Here is a 15,077-nt window from a genome sequence, read left to right as displayed (position 1 = left end):
CCGGTTCAGGCACACAGATCCCCCCACCCTTTGCGGGGGGGGGGGGGGCCCCCCCGGGGCCTCGCGGCGCCCGCGGGCCTAGCGGCCGGGGGCCGCTTCGCCGTGCGGCCGGAGGCCCCGGCGCAGTGGTTCCGAGCGGGCGTCAAGGTCCGGGACGCCTGACGGTTCACCCGACGGTGCCGTCCGGGGCGAGGTCCTGGGCGAAGGCCGGGGCGAGGGTGCGGGCGACCGTCTCCACCGGGGGGAGGAGGCGGTCGGCGGCCTCGCCCAGGAGGTGGCCGTGGAGCGCGCGCTGGTAGGCCGCGCCGACCAGGACGAGCGCGGCCGCGGTCGGGTCGAGCGCGGCGGGGAGGCGGCCGGCGCTCTGGCGGGCGCGCAGGGCGTCGGCCACCGCCCCGAGGGCGAGGTGGGGGCCGATCTCGCCGCCGCGCTCGGCGAGCAGCGCTCTGAGCTGGGCGTCGGACTGGAGGGCGCCGAGGATCGGCATGATCCCGCGGTAGAACCGTTCGAGGCCGCGAAGCAGGGCGGTGAGGTCGGCCGTGGGGTCGTGCTCGGCGGGGGCGTGTGTGTCAGGGGCGGCCGTGGGGTCGTTGTTGGCGGGGAGGTCGCCTTCGCCGAGGACGGCGGTGGCGTCCGCGAAGGCCGGCAGGTGCAGCGCGATGACGGCTTGGAGCAGGCCGAGCCGGTCGCCGAAGTGGTAGAAGATGCTCGACTCCGCGACGCCCGCCCGGCGCGCGATCTCTTTGGTGGACAGGGCCAGGCCCGCGTCCCCGAGTACCTCCTCGGTGGCTTTGAGCACCGCCTCCCGTACTCCGGTCGAGGGTCGACCGCGTCGTGCCTGGGCCACGTCCGGCTCCGTTCTCCATAACTTCTTGAGTAATCGCTCAGGAAGAGGTTAACTTACTGACGGATCACTCAGTAATCCACCTCGGGAGGGAACCCGGATGACCACCGTCGAGTACCGCAAGAATGCGATCCGCCGCCTCTACAAGGCGCTTGAGGCCGGCGACCTGGCTGTCGCCGACGAGCTGTTCACCGCCGACTTCGTCACCACGGAGGGCCAGCACCAGAACGTGCGCGGTCCGCAGGGCTTCAAGGACGCCATCGCCGCGGTGCACGCCACCCACGCCGACCCGTCGTTCGAGATCCTTGACCTGCTGGCCGAGGGCGAGGATGTCGTCGTGCGCTGGCGGATGACCGCCACTCACTCCGGCCCGCTGATGGGCATCCCGGCCACCGGGAAGCGGGTCAGCACGGAGGCGTTCGCCCTGTTCCGGTTTGTCGGCGACCGCATCAGCGAGCGGCACGCCGTCATCGACCGGCTCGGCCTGGTGCAGCAGCTCAAGGGAGAGTGAGGGGAGCAGGCGGGGCGGGCGGGCCGACGATCGCCGCCCGCCCGCCCGCCCGCCCGCGCCTTCGCCGCCCTTCGCGCGACCCGCGCCCGTCACGCCGTCGACGGCTCCGTCGGCGGCCGGTGGGAGTCCAGCCGCCGGACGAGCTCGCGCAGGGCCCGCAGCTCCTGGTCCAGGGCCCGGCCCCCTCGGGGGGTCAGGCTGATCCAGGTCCGCGGGCGGCGGCCCGCGTAGCCCTTGGCGACGGCGATCAGGCCGGACTCCTCCAGGACCTTCAGATGGCGGGACAGGTTGCCGTCGGTGACCGCGAGCTGGCTCTTCAGGAAGCCGAACTCGACGCGGTCGGCCTCGCGGGCGACGGTCAGGACCCCCAGCCGCACCCGCTGGTGGACGGTGTCGTCCAGGTCCTGCGTCGGGTGCGGCCCGTCGCTCTCGTCCGGTGCGCCGCCGTCCGGCTCCCCGGGCGCCTCTGCCGTGCTCATCAGGCGACCGTACTGGACGCCGAGGTGCCGGCGACGACCCGGCGGCGGGCGCTCGTCCACTGCGCCAGCCCGGTCCCCAGCAGGATCGCCGCGAGCAGGAACGCCTTCAGCTGCGGGCCGTCGGCCCAGCCGGAGCCGTCCGCCGCCATCCACGGGTTCCAGCCGCTGCCCCAGGAGGCCCCGAGGTAGGCGGTGAGCAGCGCGATGTGGGAGAGGGCGGCGCCCACGACGGTCCAGCTGCGTTCGACCAGGCCGAGCACCAGCAGCCCGATGCCGACCACGTACCAGGGCGAGGCGTAGGCGTTCGCCAGGACGTCGAGCGCGGCGGCCTGCGTCCGGGCGAGGAACAGGGCGAGCAGGACGGCGGTCACCAGGACCGCCGCGCCGAGGCCGGCGCCGAGCCAGGCGCCGCGGCGGGGCACGATCCCCCGCGCCTCGCCTCGCCGCCGGTACCAGGCGGCCAGGGCGAGCCAGGCCAGCGGGAGCAGGCGAACCACACCCCCCACGCCACGAAGCGGAGCACGGCCCCGTCGAACTCGCCCGCCAGGCAGGCCGCGTCCGGTGCGTGCGACACGCAGGAACCGGTCAACTCGGTGTAGGCGAAGACCGGGTAGGAGGCGACGCTGCGTCCGTGGGCGCCGAAGTTGAACGCCTGCCGGGCGAACGGCACGGCCGCCAGCGCGAGCAGGCCGAAGCCCAGCAGTGGTACCCCGGATCCTCCCAGGCGGGTGCGCACCCGGGTGCGCAAACCCTCCGCGCCGGCCAGCAGCTCCGCGGGCCCTGCCGGGCTCCCGGGTGCGGCGGCGTTCGGTGCGAGCGTTCCCATGATCGTCCCCCTGTGTGTCGCGCCGTGCCGCTGGCGGGACGGCGGGCGCCACCCGGCGCCTCATGTACTTTGCATTGCAAAGTACATGGCGGTCAAGAGTTGATGGCGCGGCAAAGTGACGCACCGTCGGCCGGGCTCGACCGCGGGCTGGTGCACCGTCATCGGCCGGTTTCTCCCGGGTCGTCCCCGTGGCGAACCGGGTGCCGACGGGCCCGTTCCGCGGGCCGTGGCGCGACGGTGTGGCGCAGGTCTCCCGCCGGCCGGGGAGCGGGTGACGGTGTGCGGTGCGGGGCCACGACCTCGGGTGATGGGCCGCGGCCGCGGTGAACACGGCGGCGGGGGAGAGGAGTCGGCGCGGAATCGGCGACGCGAGTTCTGTCGGCATGGTTGACCTTGTTGAAGTGGGCATGGCACTTTCGTGCGGCGCGGGCGTCCGCGACCGGTCGTACGCCCCGCAATCCCCCACAAGGAGAAGCATGTTCAAGAGACTTGCCGCCATCGCCGGCGCAAGCGCCGTCGTCGCAGGTGGGCTGACCCTCGCCGCCTCCCCCGCCCAGGCGGTCCAGGCCGGCGACCTCACGTCCACCATCGCGCTGAGCAACTGCTCCGCCTCGCTGGTGCGCTACCCCTCGTCGGTCGACACCGACCGGGCCCTGATGCTCACCAACGGCCACTGCCTGCCGACCATGCCGTCGGCCGGACAGGTCGTCCAGAACCAGAGCGTCAGCCGCAGCGGCACGCTGCTCAACGCCGCCGGATCCTCGCTCGGCACCGTCCAGGCGGACAAGGTGCTCTACGCGACCATGACCGGCACCGACGTCGCCCTGTACCAGCTGACCGACACCTTCGCGTCCATCACGTCGAAGTACAGCGCGACGGCGCTGACGATCAGTGACACGCACCCGGTCGACGGCTCGGCGATGTACATACCCTCGTCGTACTGGAAGCAGGTGTGGAACTGCTCGATCAACGGGTTCGTCGACACCCTGCGCGAGGACGAGTGGACCTGGCACGACTCGCTGCGCTACAGCGCCGGCTGCAACACCACGCACGGCACCTCCGGTTCGCCGATCGTCGACGCCGCCACCAAGAAGATCGTCGGCATCAACAACACCGGCAACGACGACGGCGCGATGTGCACCCTCAACAACCCGTGCGAGGTGGCGGCCGACGGCACCACCAAGGCCACCAAGGGCCAGAGCTACGGGGAGGAGACGTACTGGTTCACCACCTGCCTCGGCACCGGACGGGCCATCGACCTCAACGTCAGCGGCTGCCTGCTCACCAAGCCGGCCGGTGGCACCAGCGTGTCGGTGACCAACCCGGGCAACCAGACCACGGCGCTGAACGGCGCGGTGAGCCTGCAGATCTCGGCCTCCGGTGGCACCGCCCCGCTGACCTACTCGGCCACCGGCCTGCCCGCCGGGCTGTCGATCGGCTCCACCGGCAAGATCACCGGCACCGCGACCACCGCCGGCACCTACAACGTCACCGTGACCGCGAAGGACGCGGCCAACAAGACCGGCACCGCGAGCTTCAGCTGGACGGTCTCCGGCGGCGGTGGCGGCACCTGCACCCCGGCGCAGCTGCTCGGCAACGCGGGCTTCGAGACCGGCAGCGCGGCGCCGTGGACCGCCTCCAGCGGGGTCGTCGACAACAGCGCCTCGCAGGCCGCGCACGGCGGTTCGTGGAAGTCCTGGCTGAACGGCTACGGCTCCACCCACTCGGACAACCTCTCGCAGACGGTGGCCATCCCGGCCGGCTGCAAGGCGACGCTGAGCTTCTACCTGCACGTGGACACGGCGGAGTCCGGCTCCACGGTGTACGACAAGCTGGCCCTGACGGCGAACGGCACCGCGCTGAAGACCTACTCCAACGCGGACGCGGCGGCCGGCTACCAGCTGCGGACGTTCGACCTCTCGTCCTACGCGGGCCAGTCGGTCACCGTGAAGTTCGCGGGCACCGAGGACGCCTCGCTGCAGACCAGCTTCGTGATCGACGACACCTCGGTGCAGACCGGCTGAGGCAGCGGTAGTCGATCGGCCGGCCGCCCGGAACCCCTCCGGGCGGCCGGCTGTTCTGCGTCGGTGACAGGCGAAGATCCTCGCCGTGTCCACCTGATGCCCCAACCTTCGCCGGTCGGCGTGCGTGGCGCGTTGACCTGTCCTGGCGGAGATCGCGAGACTCGACGCCGTCGGTGGCCTCCCGCCTCCGAATCGAGCAACCATCTCGGCATCAGGGGACGTTGTGACAGGCCAGGTCATTCCGCACGACGTACAGGGCAGCGGATCCGAACGAGTCCTCCTGCTGCACCACTGGTTCGGCGACCGGTCGAGCTACGACCTGATGCGCGAGCACCTCGACGGGGACAGGTTCAGCTACGCGTTCCTGGACTGCCGTGGGTACGGCGAGGCGACGGCGACCGACGGCGCTTTCACCATGGAAGAGGTCGCCGAGGATGCCCTCGCCGTGGCCGACCACCTGGGCTGGCCGACCTTCTCGGTCATCGGCCACTCCATGGGCGGCAAAGCGGCCCAACTGATGCTGCTGGACGCCCCGTCGCGCGTCAGCTCGATCATCGGCATCTCGGCGGTGCCGGCGTCCGGCTTCCCGCTGGACAAGGAGACCTGGGAGCTGTTCGCCGGAGCTGCGGACAATCCTGCCAACCGTAGAGCGATCATCGACAACACCTCCGGCGGGCAGCGTGATGACGCCTGGCTGGACGCCATGGTGAGCCGCTCGGTGGAGCGCTCCTCCGCCAAGGCCTTCCGCGCCTATCTGAACTCCTGGGCACGTGAGGACTTCCATGAGCGGGTCAAGGGCAACCCGGTCCCGGTGCTGCTGATCGCCGGCGCGAACGACCCGGCCATGGGGCCGGAGGCCAAACAGGCCACCTGGATGCAGTGGTATCCCAACGCTCAGCTCGAAGTGCTCCAGAACACGGGCCACTACGCGCCGGAGGAGTCCCCGCAGGCCCTCGCGGCGGCCGTCGAGCGCTACCTCGGCCGGTAGGACAGAGGCACTGCTTTTTGGTCCGGCGCGCCTGGGCGCGCCGGACCGTCTCTGTCGGGGCGGCGTGTCAGAGCAGGTCGAAGTCGAACTCGCCGGCGGCGGTGGCGGTGATGAACGCGGCATGGGCTGCGGCGGTGAGGGCCTGAGGGGTCCTTGGAGTCGCGAACGTACGAGACCGGGCCGCTGGGCATGGCGAGCTCGACGCAGTTGTCGTCCCCACCGCTGTAGCTGGCGTGCCGACCGGCAGGCCGGACTGTACGAGTCCGAGGAGGACACGGCCCGGTTCCAGCGCGAGTACAAGCGGATCACCGACAAGATCGCGGAGTTGAAGAAGCAACCCGAACGGCCCGCAGTCTGGTACAGCGTCCCAACCGGTCGCACCGTGGCCGACGAGTGGCACGCCGCTGACGACGTCGCTCGGCGCGAGATGCTGGCAGAGCATGGTGTGGTGGTGCGACTGTTCCCGCGTAGGCGCATGGTGAAGCAGGGAGGCGTGAACCACCCGACGGGCTTCGAGATCACGGTCGAGATCGACCATGACCCGGCGGACGAGATCTCAGAGCCGCCGATGGGCGGCGAGCCGAGCGTTCCGGGATCGCGCCTTCGCATCCACGAGCCCGCCAAGGCTGCGTAACAATCCCTCACAGCCCCGGCATGGCCCTGAGCCTGCCGGGGCTTTCCCATGCCCGCAAACGACTGCCTACGGCCCTTCCCGGGCCCTCGCTCCGGGCGCCCTGCTGGCACTACTGCCTCACAGCGGCGGCATGGGCACCCGTTGTGGTGAAGTGGTGGTTTGGACGCTGTTTTCGGTACGACAGCACGACGCCCCGGCACGGGCTCTGAGAAGTCCGCGCCGGGGCAGCTGGGCGTGTCAGTCGAAGACGACCGAGCGGATCTTGGTGTCGTCGCCGAGCTTCTTGCCTGGGTCCATGACGTAGAAGGTGTCACCGTTACAGTCGAAGTCCAGGAATGCTTTGACACTCGAGGTGGTGGTGTTGTCCGGCGCGAACCCGGGTGCCTCCTCGGTCGTACCCGGGAGGTTGATGCACTCGCCGCTCGTCGGGTCGGCGATGCCGGCGGGGGTGCCGGACCCGACCTTGTACAGGAAGTCACCGGTGGCGGCGGTGGAGGAGGTCGGCACTGCCAGTACGAGCAGCAGTGCGCCGGTAGCGGCGACCACGGTGTTGCGAATGCGCATGAGGCTCCCTTGTTCGGGCGGTTTCACGCCCAAGGGGGCCGGGGCGTGTCGTGACCACGATGCCCCGAGATGTTCGTACTCAGACGTCGTGTCACCCGTGTGGAGCCATCGCAGGATTCCATTGGCGCGAGGCTGGGCAGGGCGCTCCGAAAGTTCCCAGCCTTGCCCGCCAGCGATCCCGGCCCCAGCTCGAAATACGCGCCCTGGGTGTGGTGCCGGACCCATGCGCCCCCAGAGCTTCAACTGCCTTGCCAAGTAGGCCACTCGGTGCTGAGGGCACCCGGAGAAAGGCACCTCTTAAGGGGGGGTCGAAGTTGGGGCAGAGGAGGTGCAAGCGGTCCTGAAGTGCAAGAGACCCCAGCGGGCTTCCGCTGGGGTCCTTTTGCGTTTCGTCAGCGTCTACGGGGTGTACTCGTAGCCGATGGTGAATCGCGCGGGCAGGCAGGACTCCGTGTACTCGATCACCCCTTCGTCGTCGGACCAACGGTGGACGAGAGCCAGGATTGCGCTGCCGACGGGCACGGCCAGAGCCGCAGCCTCACGTTGGTCCGCTGTGCGTGCGTGCATGTCGTCACGAGCCGATGTGATGGTTCGGCCTGTGGCTTCGAGGACCCGTGCCGTGATGCCGTCATTGCGTCCTGGGGCCGTGTTCAGCAAGTCGGGCACCAGCGCGGCGAAGTGTGCCGGGTACCAGGACACTGAAAAGAGAGTGCGCGACTTTCCGCGCCCTGTGATGAACTCGCGACGCACGAGCTGAGCGCCATGCTCCAGGTCGAACAGGTCCGCGACATACAGCGGCGGGGTTACAAGCTCGGCGGCAGTCACGCGGCTGGTCTCACCATCCATGAGGCTGGACTGCACCCTCTGCACGCGGGCAAGGCGATCCCGACTGCTGGCACTCACACGCGGGTCATCTGCGACAAACGTTCCACGCGGTGACGTGCGCACGTAGCCCTCCACCTGAAGGTGTTGGAGTGCTCGACTGACAGTGGCCACGGCAACGTTCCAACGGCCGGCGATTTCCTTGTTGCTAGGCAGCTTCGCGCCCGGCTCCAGCTCCCCCGAAAGAATCCGCTGGCGGTAGTGGTCTGCGATCACAGACCACGTCTTCGGTGTCTTGGTGGGCATGCTCGCTCGCTTCCATCTGGTGGGCGATCCTCGCAAGAGCAGACTAGTTCACTCGCAACCGTAGCGGCTGAACTAGGCCACTCTCCATGCTGGACTAGTTCACTGACGGAAGCTCAGGAGCTGTCGGTGCGAAGCTCCGGAGGGGGCGGCAATGTCGCACGTAGCGACGAGGAGTCGACGTATCCACCGACCTCAAACCCGGGAGGCGGTACGAGACCGGCGGACCGGACGAGTCGGCGAGTACACGGGTGCGTATGCCGGATCGGTCCATCCGGAGCGCGTGAGACTCCCGTTCCAGCCGGCTACCCCCGTGGAGAGCTGGTCGGCTGGAACGGGTCCAGATGTTCGACGGCTGGACACCCCGATGGGCGTCACGATCTCACCGGAGGAACCGTGCACGACGTGATTGCCGCCTCGTTCGTGGGCGGGTACGTAGTCCTGCGGCCCGACAGGCTCCAGAGCATCAAGATTCCGGAGTCTAAGTTTCGAGAGCTGGAACACGGCAGCACCACCGGTGGTGCATGCCCGGCGTGGTTGGTGGACGCTGCTGATCGCCGGTGGGGTGTAGCGCTCCCGAGTCGACAGATCAGCGACGCCGTCTTGATTCGGCAAGCGCCGCCGTACGGGCACAGTCGGGCAAGCTGGGAACTCAACAAGGGGTGCGACTACGACTGTGAGCACTGCTACCTGGGAGAGAAGAAGTTCGCCGGTCTCGCCAACAAAGACAAGTTACGGATGCTCCACACACTCCGCGACGCCGGGGTGTTGTGGTTGCAGCTCACTGGCGGGGAACCGCTGATCGACCCGGGGTTCATCCCGTCGTACGAACTTGCTCACGAGCTGGGCATGATGGTCGAGATCCTGTCGAACGGGTCCCGGCTCGGCAATGCCAAGATCCTGGACGCGCTCACAACGCGACGCCCTTACAGGATCTCTCTCTCCGTGTACGGGGCCACTCCGGAGACCTACGACGGGCTCACCAGGCGTCGTGGGAGTTTCAAGCGGTTCTCCAACGGGCTGACGGCGGGCATCGAAGCGGGCCTTCCGCTGGAGCTGTCGTTGATCATCACATCCCGCAGCGCACACGAGCAGCAGCGCATGCGGGACTGGGCGGGTGAACTGGGGCTCCCCTACAAGGAGTACGCCCACATGTCGCCGACGATCGACGGCGGCGCCGAGTCGTTGCCCTCCCAGTCGGTCGAACACCTGACCACCCGAGAACCCTTCAAGGGCTGCAACGCCGGTCACACGTTTCTGCATGTCGACCCGCACGGCCTGGCAAGTATCTGCAAGGTCGGCAGGGACGAACAGATCAACCTGATGACCGAAGGAGCCCGCGGGCTCTCCCGGCTCGGCGCTATCGCTGACCGGCTCATGCTTCGCACCGGTGGCTGCACGGGCTGCTTGCTCTCCGAGAAGTGCTCGGTGTGCCGGCCGCTTGCTCAGCGTTACCAGGAGGCGAAGGCACCACTCAGGAGTTACTGCCAGCACGGACAGAAGGGAAGTGCAGCATGACCGCTGTCATGGTCGAGATGACCGCCACCCGTACGGAGGAGGACGACGAGATCTCGTTCATCGACGACATGGACGCCTTCGGCGTCGCCACCGTCCCGGGCTGCGGCGACGACAACCCGTACCAGTAACCCAGTAGCGTGACCGTGCCCCGGACGGGTCTGCCGCGTTCAGACAGGGGGCCCGTCCGGGGCCCGTCACGACAGAGCGAACGGACAACTGTGACCACCACCCGAATCCCCTACGCGGAGCTGCCGGCCACCGTGCGAGCGGCGGTCGAATCGCACACCGGTCCTGTCCTGAAGGTCGAATCGGCGAGCGAGGGATACAACAGCGAGATCGCCACCCGGCTCGTCTCTCAGACCGGCGAGTACTACGTGAAGGGACTCCGGGCTGACCACCACCGTGTCTGGACTCAGCGGCGTGAAGCGGAAGTGAACCCCTACGTCCGGGGGGTCACGCCCGCCCTGATCGCCCGCGTCGAATCCAGCGGGTGGGACCTTCTGATCTTCGAAGTGGTTGACGGCCACCACGCTGACTACCGGCCCGAGTCGTCCGACCTGCCGAAGGTCGTTGACGTGCTTCACCGCCTGGGGCGAATCCCGTGCCCGCCAATCGAGCTGAGGCAGGCGGAGCAGCGCCTGGAACGGTATGTGGAACGCCCCAAGGAGCTGGCCTACTTCCTCGGGGACGCGCTGCTCCATACCGACTGGAACAACACGAACGTTCTCGTGAGGGGTGAGCGGGCTTACGTCGTTGATTGGGCCTGGGCTACGAAGGGCGCCCCGTGGCTGGACGCCGGGTACTGGGTGATCTGGCTGATCGGGTCCGGTGGGCACGAACCCGCATCGGCCGAACACTGGGCCTCGCGCGTCCCCGCGTGGCAGTACGCCCCCGTCGACGGGATCACGGCGTTCGCCAACGCCAATGCCAACGTCTGGGACGAGATCGGCGGGCACGACCCCGATCCCTGGACGGCCCGGATGGTTGCCGCCGCGCACGCGTGGCGGGACTACCGGAAGGTGTGATCAAGCCCCGCCCGGGTTCGCCCGGGCGGGGCTGCTTCTTTGCCGGGCCCGTGACGAAGCTGCCCATCCCTGTCTCGGTTCGAATCAACCCGTCGGTGTGCAGCGCAGTTGTGACCTTCTGAACCAGCCGCGGGAGCTTCACGCGGCCGCCTCCGCGTCGGCGGCGTTCAGGGGGTCGTCGCTCACCGGGGGAGTCTACGGCGGCGGACCCGAGCCGGTCCGGCCTCTGGCGCGACCGGCCGACCGGGCCCACACTGCGGGCATGCGGATGAGGCTCGTGGCCGGTCTGGTCGTGGTGGTGGCGGCGGTGTCGGGGTGCGGCGGAGCGGCCGTCACGACGGCGTCGCCACCGGCGGTCGGCCCGCCCTCGGTCGGCCAACCCTCGGCCGGCCCGTCCGAGGTGAGCCCCGTGGCGGACTGCATCCTGAGCATCACGCCCTGGCTGCAGGCGTCCCTCGACGGCGGCACCGACCTCGGCGACTACCAGGAGATGGGCCTGTCCAGCGCCCAGGGCGGCGCGCTCCGCGAGCTCCAGCGGCAGGCCGCCGCCCTCAGGGCGCAGGGGCCACTGCCGTACGGCTGGGTCACCACGGAGGTGAAGCGGGCCTGCGTCGCGATCGCCGAGGCCAGGGCCACCATGACGGAGAAGCCGACGGGTTGGCCGTAGCCGAGGCCGCCCGGCCGGGAACCGGGCGGCCCCGGGGCCGGAGGCGTCACACGGCGCCGGAGGGCATCAGTAGGAGAAGGCCCACTCCTGGGTCGGGATGCCGTAGTAGGTCCACTGCTGGGCGAGGGCGCCGTCGGTCTTCAGCGAGTTGTCGATCTCCAGCGCCTTGCCGCTGTTGCGGTTCTTCAGCGCGTAGCCGGCCGCGCCCTTGACCAGGTCCCACTTCTGGGTGGCGATGCCGGCGTAGCTCCACTGCTGGGCGGGCGCGCCGTCGGTCTTCAGGGAGTCCGCGATCTCCAGCGCCTTGCCGCTGTTGGAGTTGACGACCTCCCAGCTGTCGCCGACCCAGTGGAAGGTCCAGCGCGAGGTGGGCATGTCGTAGCAGGTCCACTGCTGGGCGCGGGCGCCGTTGACCAGCTGCGAGTTGTCGATCTCCAGGCACTTGCCGCTGTTGGCGTTGACCAGCGGGGTCTTCCAGTCGGTCGCGCGGACCTGCTGGATCCAGCTGCCGAGGTCGTCGACGCGGACGTCGACGGCGCCGCTGTGCGCGGTCTCGGTGCTGCCGAGGCAGCCGTTCTGCCAGGACCGGCTGGTGACGCCCGCCAGCTCCGCCTTGCCGTTGACGGTACGGACCGCCGGGCTGCCGGTGTCGCCCTTGCAGAGGGCGGCGGCGGTGCCGGCCTTGGGGGCGATGTCGAGGCCGGTCGGCTGGACGGCGGCGACGGTGAAGGCGGCGCTGTGCAACTGGTCGGGCAGCCAGTCGGTGCCGGTGCGGCCGTAGCCGGGCACCTGGAGCTCCTCGCCGAGGGCGGGCACGGTGGTGGAGACGGCCAGCGGGGCGACGTCGGTGACCGGGTTGACCAGGCGGGCGAGGACGAGGTCGCGGTCGGGGCGGGGGACGAGCTCGACCACGTCGCGGACCTGGCCCGCGGTCGTCGTCAGGTCGGTGCGGCCGACGGTGACGGTGGTCGGCAGCGCCGGCTTCCCGGCGGGGACGGTGGTCGGCTGTTCCGGGTTGTCGGCGAAACAACTGGCAGCGGTGATCACCCAGAACCGGTCGACCAGGGCCCCGGTGCAGGCGCGCTTGCCGTTGCCGATGTCGATCTTGGCGGTGAACGCGTAGGAGCCGTTCGGCGCCGCGTCGCCGACGACGGCGCCGGCCTGGGTGGGCGCGGCCAGCAGCCCGCCGGTGGCGGTGGCGGCGAACAGGGCGGTCAGCCATGCGGCGCGGGGACGCGAAAGAGACATGATGGTGCCTACCTTTGGCGATCGAGGACGTGCGGACGCGCGGCAGAGGGTCGGTTCCGCCACGCGTTCGTCTCGAACGGCGTGGGTCGGTCGGTGCCGGTGGCCGGCAGGAGCGGCGACGGCAGCGGAACTGCCGGCTTTTCCGCCGGGCCCGATCCGGAGAATTCCCCCATGGTGATTCGTCCCCCCCGTTTGTGGAACACCCGCATGACGCGGAAAAGCGTGGCCGGAACACGGCGTACCGGCCTTGGCCCCCCGGCGTCGGCGATGGAGAGAGGACGGCCACCGGCCCCGATTCCCGGGCCCCGATGGCGGCTCGACCTCTGCGTACGTGGACGTGCTGATCATTCGTACCACGGCCTGTCGACGGCCCGAAAGGAAGAATTCCGGCCACCGCGGCCGAGTGGTACCACCTGGGTGGTCGTTCTGTTCCGGCCGACTTTCGGCCGATTCCTCCCGCCGACCCGCGGATATTCCGGCGGGGTGAATGCGGCTGGTTCGCCGCTGAATCGGCCGACCCCGAACGCCGTGATCGTGCACGTGCGGCCTTCGACTCCGCCTGCCGGAAAACGCCGTGCCGGAGCCGCCCGCCCCGCCGACCGGCGGCAGCGCCGCCCACGGCCGGCGCAGGGCGGCCGTCGAAGACCGTTGACCGAGGGCTGCCACATGACGGGGGGTCAACGGCGTTAGAAGGGCATGGACCAAACACCGAGCGCGGACACCGCGGCCAAGCCGGCGCCGCCCGATTTCCCGGACTTCGTCGCGTCCCGGGGACGGCACCTGCTGCGCACCGCCTTCCTGCTCACCGGCGGCGACGCGCACCTGGCCGAGGACCTCGTCCAGGAGGCGCTCGGCCGGATCTTCGTGAAGTGGCGCCGGATAGCCCGGCTCGACAACCCGAGCGGCTACGCCCAGACCGTGCTGGTCAACACCTTCCTCTCGCACCGGCGCCGGCGCAGCAGCTCCGAGCGGGTCGTGGACGCCGTCCCCGAGGTCGCCGTCGACGACCCGGACCCGGCGTTGCGGTTGACGCTGCTGCGGGCGCTGGGGGAGCTGCCGGCCCAGGACCGGGCCGTGCTGGTGCTGCGGTTCTGGGAGGACCGCAGCGTCGAGGAGACGGCGGCCGCGCTGCGGCTGAGCAGTACGGCCGTGCGTTCCCGGAGCAGCCGGGCGCTGGCCCGGATGCGCGACACGCTCGGCGACGACTTCGTCGCCGTCCGCCCGGGGCCGGGCGAACCCGACCCCACCACCGAGAAGGCGGTGCTTCGCCGTGCCAGTTGACGACGAGTTCGAGGACGGCCGCACGGACGCCCTCGGGGCCGACTTCGCCCGTGCGCTGCACGGTGCGGCCGCCCTGGCGCCGGAGCCGGCGCTGTACCTGCTCGCCGCCGGCGCCGAGCGGCGCGGCCGGCGGTGGCGCAACCGGCGGCGGGCACTGCTGGCCGGCGGGTTGGCGCTGCTGGTCCTGGTCACCGGGGGCTTCGTGGTGGGCGCCGGAGGGTCGGACGTGGCCGGGCCGGCGGAGCCGGCGGTGCACATGTCCTCCGAGGAGGTGGTGCAGCTGGTGAGCGGCCTGCTGCCGCCCGGCTCGGTCAAGGTGATGTACGCGGGGACACCCGGCGTGCCCGGGGGCACCGGTGACCCGTACGAGACCGGCGGCACGCTCGCCTTCGACGACGGCAAGGGGGAGAGCTGGATCTCCTTCACCGTCGACCGCACCGAGCTGCTGCCGGACGCGGGCGCCGTCTGCATGGACCCGTTCAGCATGCCGCAGGACTCCTGCGAGCGCACCAAAGCTCCCGACGGGTCCGCGGTGGTGATCGACAAGCTCCGGGACCGGAGCCGCGCGGACCACCGGGAGTGGCGGGCGACCTGGGCGGCGGCGGACGGCCGCCGGGTCCAGATCATCGAGCACAACGGCCAGCCGTCCGCGTCCAACCGGGAGAATCCTCCGCTGGACGCCGAGCAACTGCGCGCACTGGTGACCGCGCCGGCCTGGGAGCGGGTCCTGGACGCGCTCCCGGCGCGGGCCAACCCGCCCAGGCCGCCGAGCCCCGCCGCGTCGCCGAACGCCGAACAGGGCCCGTCGGCAGCCGAGTTGATCGCCCGAGTGGCCCCGCTGCTTCCGCCGGGCGCCACCCACACCGTGGTGCAGGGCGGTGAGGGCGCCAACCTGCTGGTGGCCTTCGAGGAGCGCGGCAGCCTGCTCTCGGTGTTCGTGGAGCCGCCCGGTGCGCGGGGGCTGGCGGAGCGGAAGGCCGTGGAGGAGGGCCTCCCGACGCCGCTGGAGGTCCACGAGCTGCTGCCCGACGGGACGCTGGTGGTGCTCAACCGGTTCGGGAACGGCAAGACCGCCGTCGACCCGGTCCTCCACTGGGTGGCCACGGCGTACTTCCCGGACGGTCGGCAGGTGTCGATCTCCGAGCAGAACGGCGAGAACGGCTACACCGCCCGGCCCGGCACGCCCGCGCTGAGCCTCGACCAGCTCAAGGCGATCGTCACCGATCCCGCCTGGCGGTCCTGACCCTCGGGCCCCGCGCCCCCCCCCCCCGGGCCGCGGCGCCGGCCCCCGCGAAAATGCCCCGCCCCCCAGCCCCCCCCACACCGCCGGCGCGGCGGGGCGG

17 protein-coding genes are annotated in these 15,077 nt (G+C 70.5%); 10 read left to right on the top strand and 7 right to left on the bottom strand.

Annotation, left to right across the window (positions count from 1 at the left end):
- Window positions 1–166 precede the first annotated feature (166 nt).
- Window positions 167–847, bottom strand: a complete 681-nt coding sequence (locus tag ACFVYI_RS38075; RefSeq protein ID WP_387894142.1) for a TetR/AcrR family transcriptional regulator — start codon at window positions 845–847, stop codon at window positions 167–169.
- A 97-nt stretch (window positions 848–944) separates the two neighbouring features.
- Between ACFVYI_RS38075 and ACFVYI_RS38070 the strand changes: the two genes are divergently transcribed.
- Window positions 945–1,355 carry an ester cyclase gene (locus ACFVYI_RS38070; RefSeq protein ID WP_387894141.1) on the top strand — a complete coding sequence of 137 codons (411 nt, stop codon included), beginning with the start codon at window positions 945–947 and terminating at the stop codon, window positions 1,353–1,355.
- An 89-nt stretch (window positions 1,356–1,444) separates the two neighbouring features.
- Here ACFVYI_RS38070 and ACFVYI_RS38065 read toward each other — a convergent pair whose 3' ends face one another.
- Complete coding sequence (locus tag ACFVYI_RS38065; protein WP_387894139.1) at window positions 1,445–1,834, bottom strand: winged helix-turn-helix domain-containing protein; 390 nt, start codon at window positions 1,832–1,834, stop codon at window positions 1,445–1,447.
- Complete coding sequence (locus ACFVYI_RS38060) at window positions 1,834–2,331, bottom strand: hypothetical protein (RefSeq protein WP_387894137.1); 498 nt, start codon at window positions 2,329–2,331, stop codon at window positions 1,834–1,836. Before ACFVYI_RS38060 ends, ACFVYI_RS38065 begins: the two co-directional genes overlap by 1 nt.
- A gap of 805 nt (window positions 2,332–3,136) precedes the next feature.
- On the opposite strand from ACFVYI_RS38060, the gene ACFVYI_RS38055 reads away from it, so the two are divergent.
- Both ACFVYI_RS38055 and ACFVYI_RS38050 read left to right on the top strand, forming a co-directional pair.
- Window positions 3,137–4,684 (top strand): putative Ig domain-containing protein, encoded by a 1,548-nt coding sequence (locus ACFVYI_RS38055; protein WP_387894136.1) that lies wholly within the window; start codon window positions 3,137–3,139, stop codon window positions 4,682–4,684.
- A gap of 223 nt (window positions 4,685–4,907) precedes the next feature.
- Window positions 4,908–5,672, top strand: coding sequence for an alpha/beta fold hydrolase (locus ACFVYI_RS38050; RefSeq protein ID WP_387894135.1), 765 nt, complete (start codon window positions 4,908–4,910; stop codon window positions 5,670–5,672).
- Here the strand turns inward: ACFVYI_RS38050 and ACFVYI_RS38045 are convergent.
- A complete protein-coding gene (locus tag ACFVYI_RS38045) occupies window positions 5,657–5,863 on the bottom strand; it encodes a hypothetical protein (protein ID WP_387894133.1) in 207 nt (68 codons plus the stop codon). The two genes, ACFVYI_RS38050 and ACFVYI_RS38045, sit on opposite strands and share 16 nt — an antisense overlap.
- A 134-nt stretch (window positions 5,864–5,997) precedes the next feature.
- Between ACFVYI_RS38045 and ACFVYI_RS38040 the strand changes: the two genes are divergently transcribed.
- On the top strand, window positions 5,998–6,306 hold the full coding sequence (locus tag ACFVYI_RS38040) for a hypothetical protein (protein WP_387894132.1): 309 nt from the start codon (window positions 5,998–6,000) through the stop codon (window positions 6,304–6,306).
- 237 nt (window positions 6,307–6,543) lie between these two features.
- Here the strand turns inward: ACFVYI_RS38040 and ACFVYI_RS38035 are convergent, their stop codons facing one another.
- Window positions 6,544–6,870 carry a hypothetical protein gene (locus tag ACFVYI_RS38035; protein WP_387894130.1) on the bottom strand — a complete coding sequence of 109 codons (327 nt, stop codon included), beginning with the start codon at window positions 6,868–6,870 and terminating at the stop codon, window positions 6,544–6,546.
- Window positions 6,871–7,269: 399 nt separating this feature from the next.
- Window positions 7,270–7,998: a GntR family transcriptional regulator gene (locus ACFVYI_RS38030; protein ID WP_387894128.1), complete on the bottom strand. Its 729-nt coding sequence runs from the start codon at window positions 7,996–7,998 to the stop codon at window positions 7,270–7,272.
- A 393-nt stretch (window positions 7,999–8,391) separates the two neighbouring features.
- On the opposite strand from ACFVYI_RS38030, the gene ACFVYI_RS38025 reads away from it, so the two are divergent.
- From ACFVYI_RS38025 to ACFVYI_RS38010, 4 genes are all read left to right on the top strand, one after another.
- Entirely contained in the window at window positions 8,392–9,513 is a 1,122-nt protein-coding gene (locus tag ACFVYI_RS38025) for a radical SAM protein (RefSeq protein WP_387894126.1), read from the top strand.
- The gene (locus ACFVYI_RS38020) at window positions 9,510–9,641 is read left to right on the top strand and encodes a hypothetical protein (protein WP_380582427.1); all 132 of its coding nucleotides are present in this window, start codon (window positions 9,510–9,512) and stop codon (window positions 9,639–9,641) included. The genes ACFVYI_RS38025 and ACFVYI_RS38020 overlap by 4 nt, the downstream gene beginning before the upstream one ends.
- A gap of 90 nt (window positions 9,642–9,731) precedes the next feature.
- Complete coding sequence (locus ACFVYI_RS38015) at window positions 9,732–10,538, top strand: aminoglycoside phosphotransferase (protein ID WP_387894125.1); 807 nt, start codon at window positions 9,732–9,734, stop codon at window positions 10,536–10,538.
- Window positions 10,539–10,800: 262 nt separating this feature from the next.
- Window positions 10,801–11,205, top strand: a complete 405-nt coding sequence (locus ACFVYI_RS38010; protein ID WP_387894123.1) for a hypothetical protein — start codon at window positions 10,801–10,803, stop codon at window positions 11,203–11,205.
- A gap of 66 nt (window positions 11,206–11,271) precedes the next feature.
- Here the strand turns inward: ACFVYI_RS38010 and ACFVYI_RS38005 are convergent, their stop codons facing one another.
- A complete protein-coding gene (locus tag ACFVYI_RS38005) occupies window positions 11,272–12,453 on the bottom strand; it encodes an RICIN domain-containing protein (protein ID WP_387894121.1) in 1,182 nt (393 codons plus the stop codon).
- 696 nt (window positions 12,454–13,149) lie between these two features.
- Here ACFVYI_RS38005 and ACFVYI_RS38000 point away from each other — a divergent pair.
- Entirely contained in the window at window positions 13,150–13,734 is a 585-nt protein-coding gene (locus ACFVYI_RS38000; protein WP_387894119.1) for a SigE family RNA polymerase sigma factor, read from the top strand.
- Complete coding sequence (locus ACFVYI_RS37995; RefSeq protein ID WP_387894118.1) at window positions 13,724–14,977, top strand: hypothetical protein; 1,254 nt, start codon at window positions 13,724–13,726, stop codon at window positions 14,975–14,977. Before ACFVYI_RS38000 ends, ACFVYI_RS37995 begins: the two co-directional genes overlap by 11 nt.
- Window positions 14,978–15,077: the final 100 nt, after the last annotated feature.

The organism is Kitasatospora sp. NPDC058218, from assembly GCF_042882445.1.
GTDB lineage: Bacteria > Actinomycetota > Actinomycetes > Streptomycetales > Streptomycetaceae > Kitasatospora.
Note: the sequence above shows the minus strand (reverse complement) of the source record. Positions and strands in the feature narration are given on the sequence as shown.

Coding starts and splice junctions, on each gene's coding strand:
- ACFVYI_RS38065 (WP_387894139.1), bottom strand. CDS start 1,834: ATGAGCACGGCAGAGGCGCCCGGGGAGCCGGACGGCGGCGCACCGGAC.
- ACFVYI_RS38030 (WP_387894128.1), bottom strand. CDS start 7,998: ATGCCCACCAAGACACCGAAGACGTGGTCTGTGATCGCAGACCACTAC.
- ACFVYI_RS38035 (WP_387894130.1), bottom strand. CDS start 6,870: ATGCGCATTCGCAACACCGTGGTCGCCGCTACCGGCGCACTGCTGCTC.
- ACFVYI_RS38045 (WP_387894133.1), bottom strand. CDS start 5,863: ATGCCCAGCGGCCCGGTCTCGTACGTTCGCGACTCCAAGGACCCCTCA.
- ACFVYI_RS38005 (WP_387894121.1), bottom strand. CDS start 12,453: ATGTCTCTTTCGCGTCCCCGCGCCGCATGGCTGACCGCCCTGTTCGCC.
- ACFVYI_RS38070 (WP_387894141.1), top strand. CDS start 945: ATGACCACCGTCGAGTACCGCAAGAATGCGATCCGCCGCCTCTACAAG.
- ACFVYI_RS38000 (WP_387894119.1), top strand. CDS start 13,150: ATGGACCAAACACCGAGCGCGGACACCGCGGCCAAGCCGGCGCCGCCC.
- ACFVYI_RS38055 (WP_387894136.1), top strand. CDS start 3,137: ATGTTCAAGAGACTTGCCGCCATCGCCGGCGCAAGCGCCGTCGTCGCA.
- ACFVYI_RS38010 (WP_387894123.1), top strand. CDS start 10,801: ATGCGGATGAGGCTCGTGGCCGGTCTGGTCGTGGTGGTGGCGGCGGTG.
- ACFVYI_RS38020 (WP_380582427.1), top strand. CDS start 9,510: ATGACCGCTGTCATGGTCGAGATGACCGCCACCCGTACGGAGGAGGAC.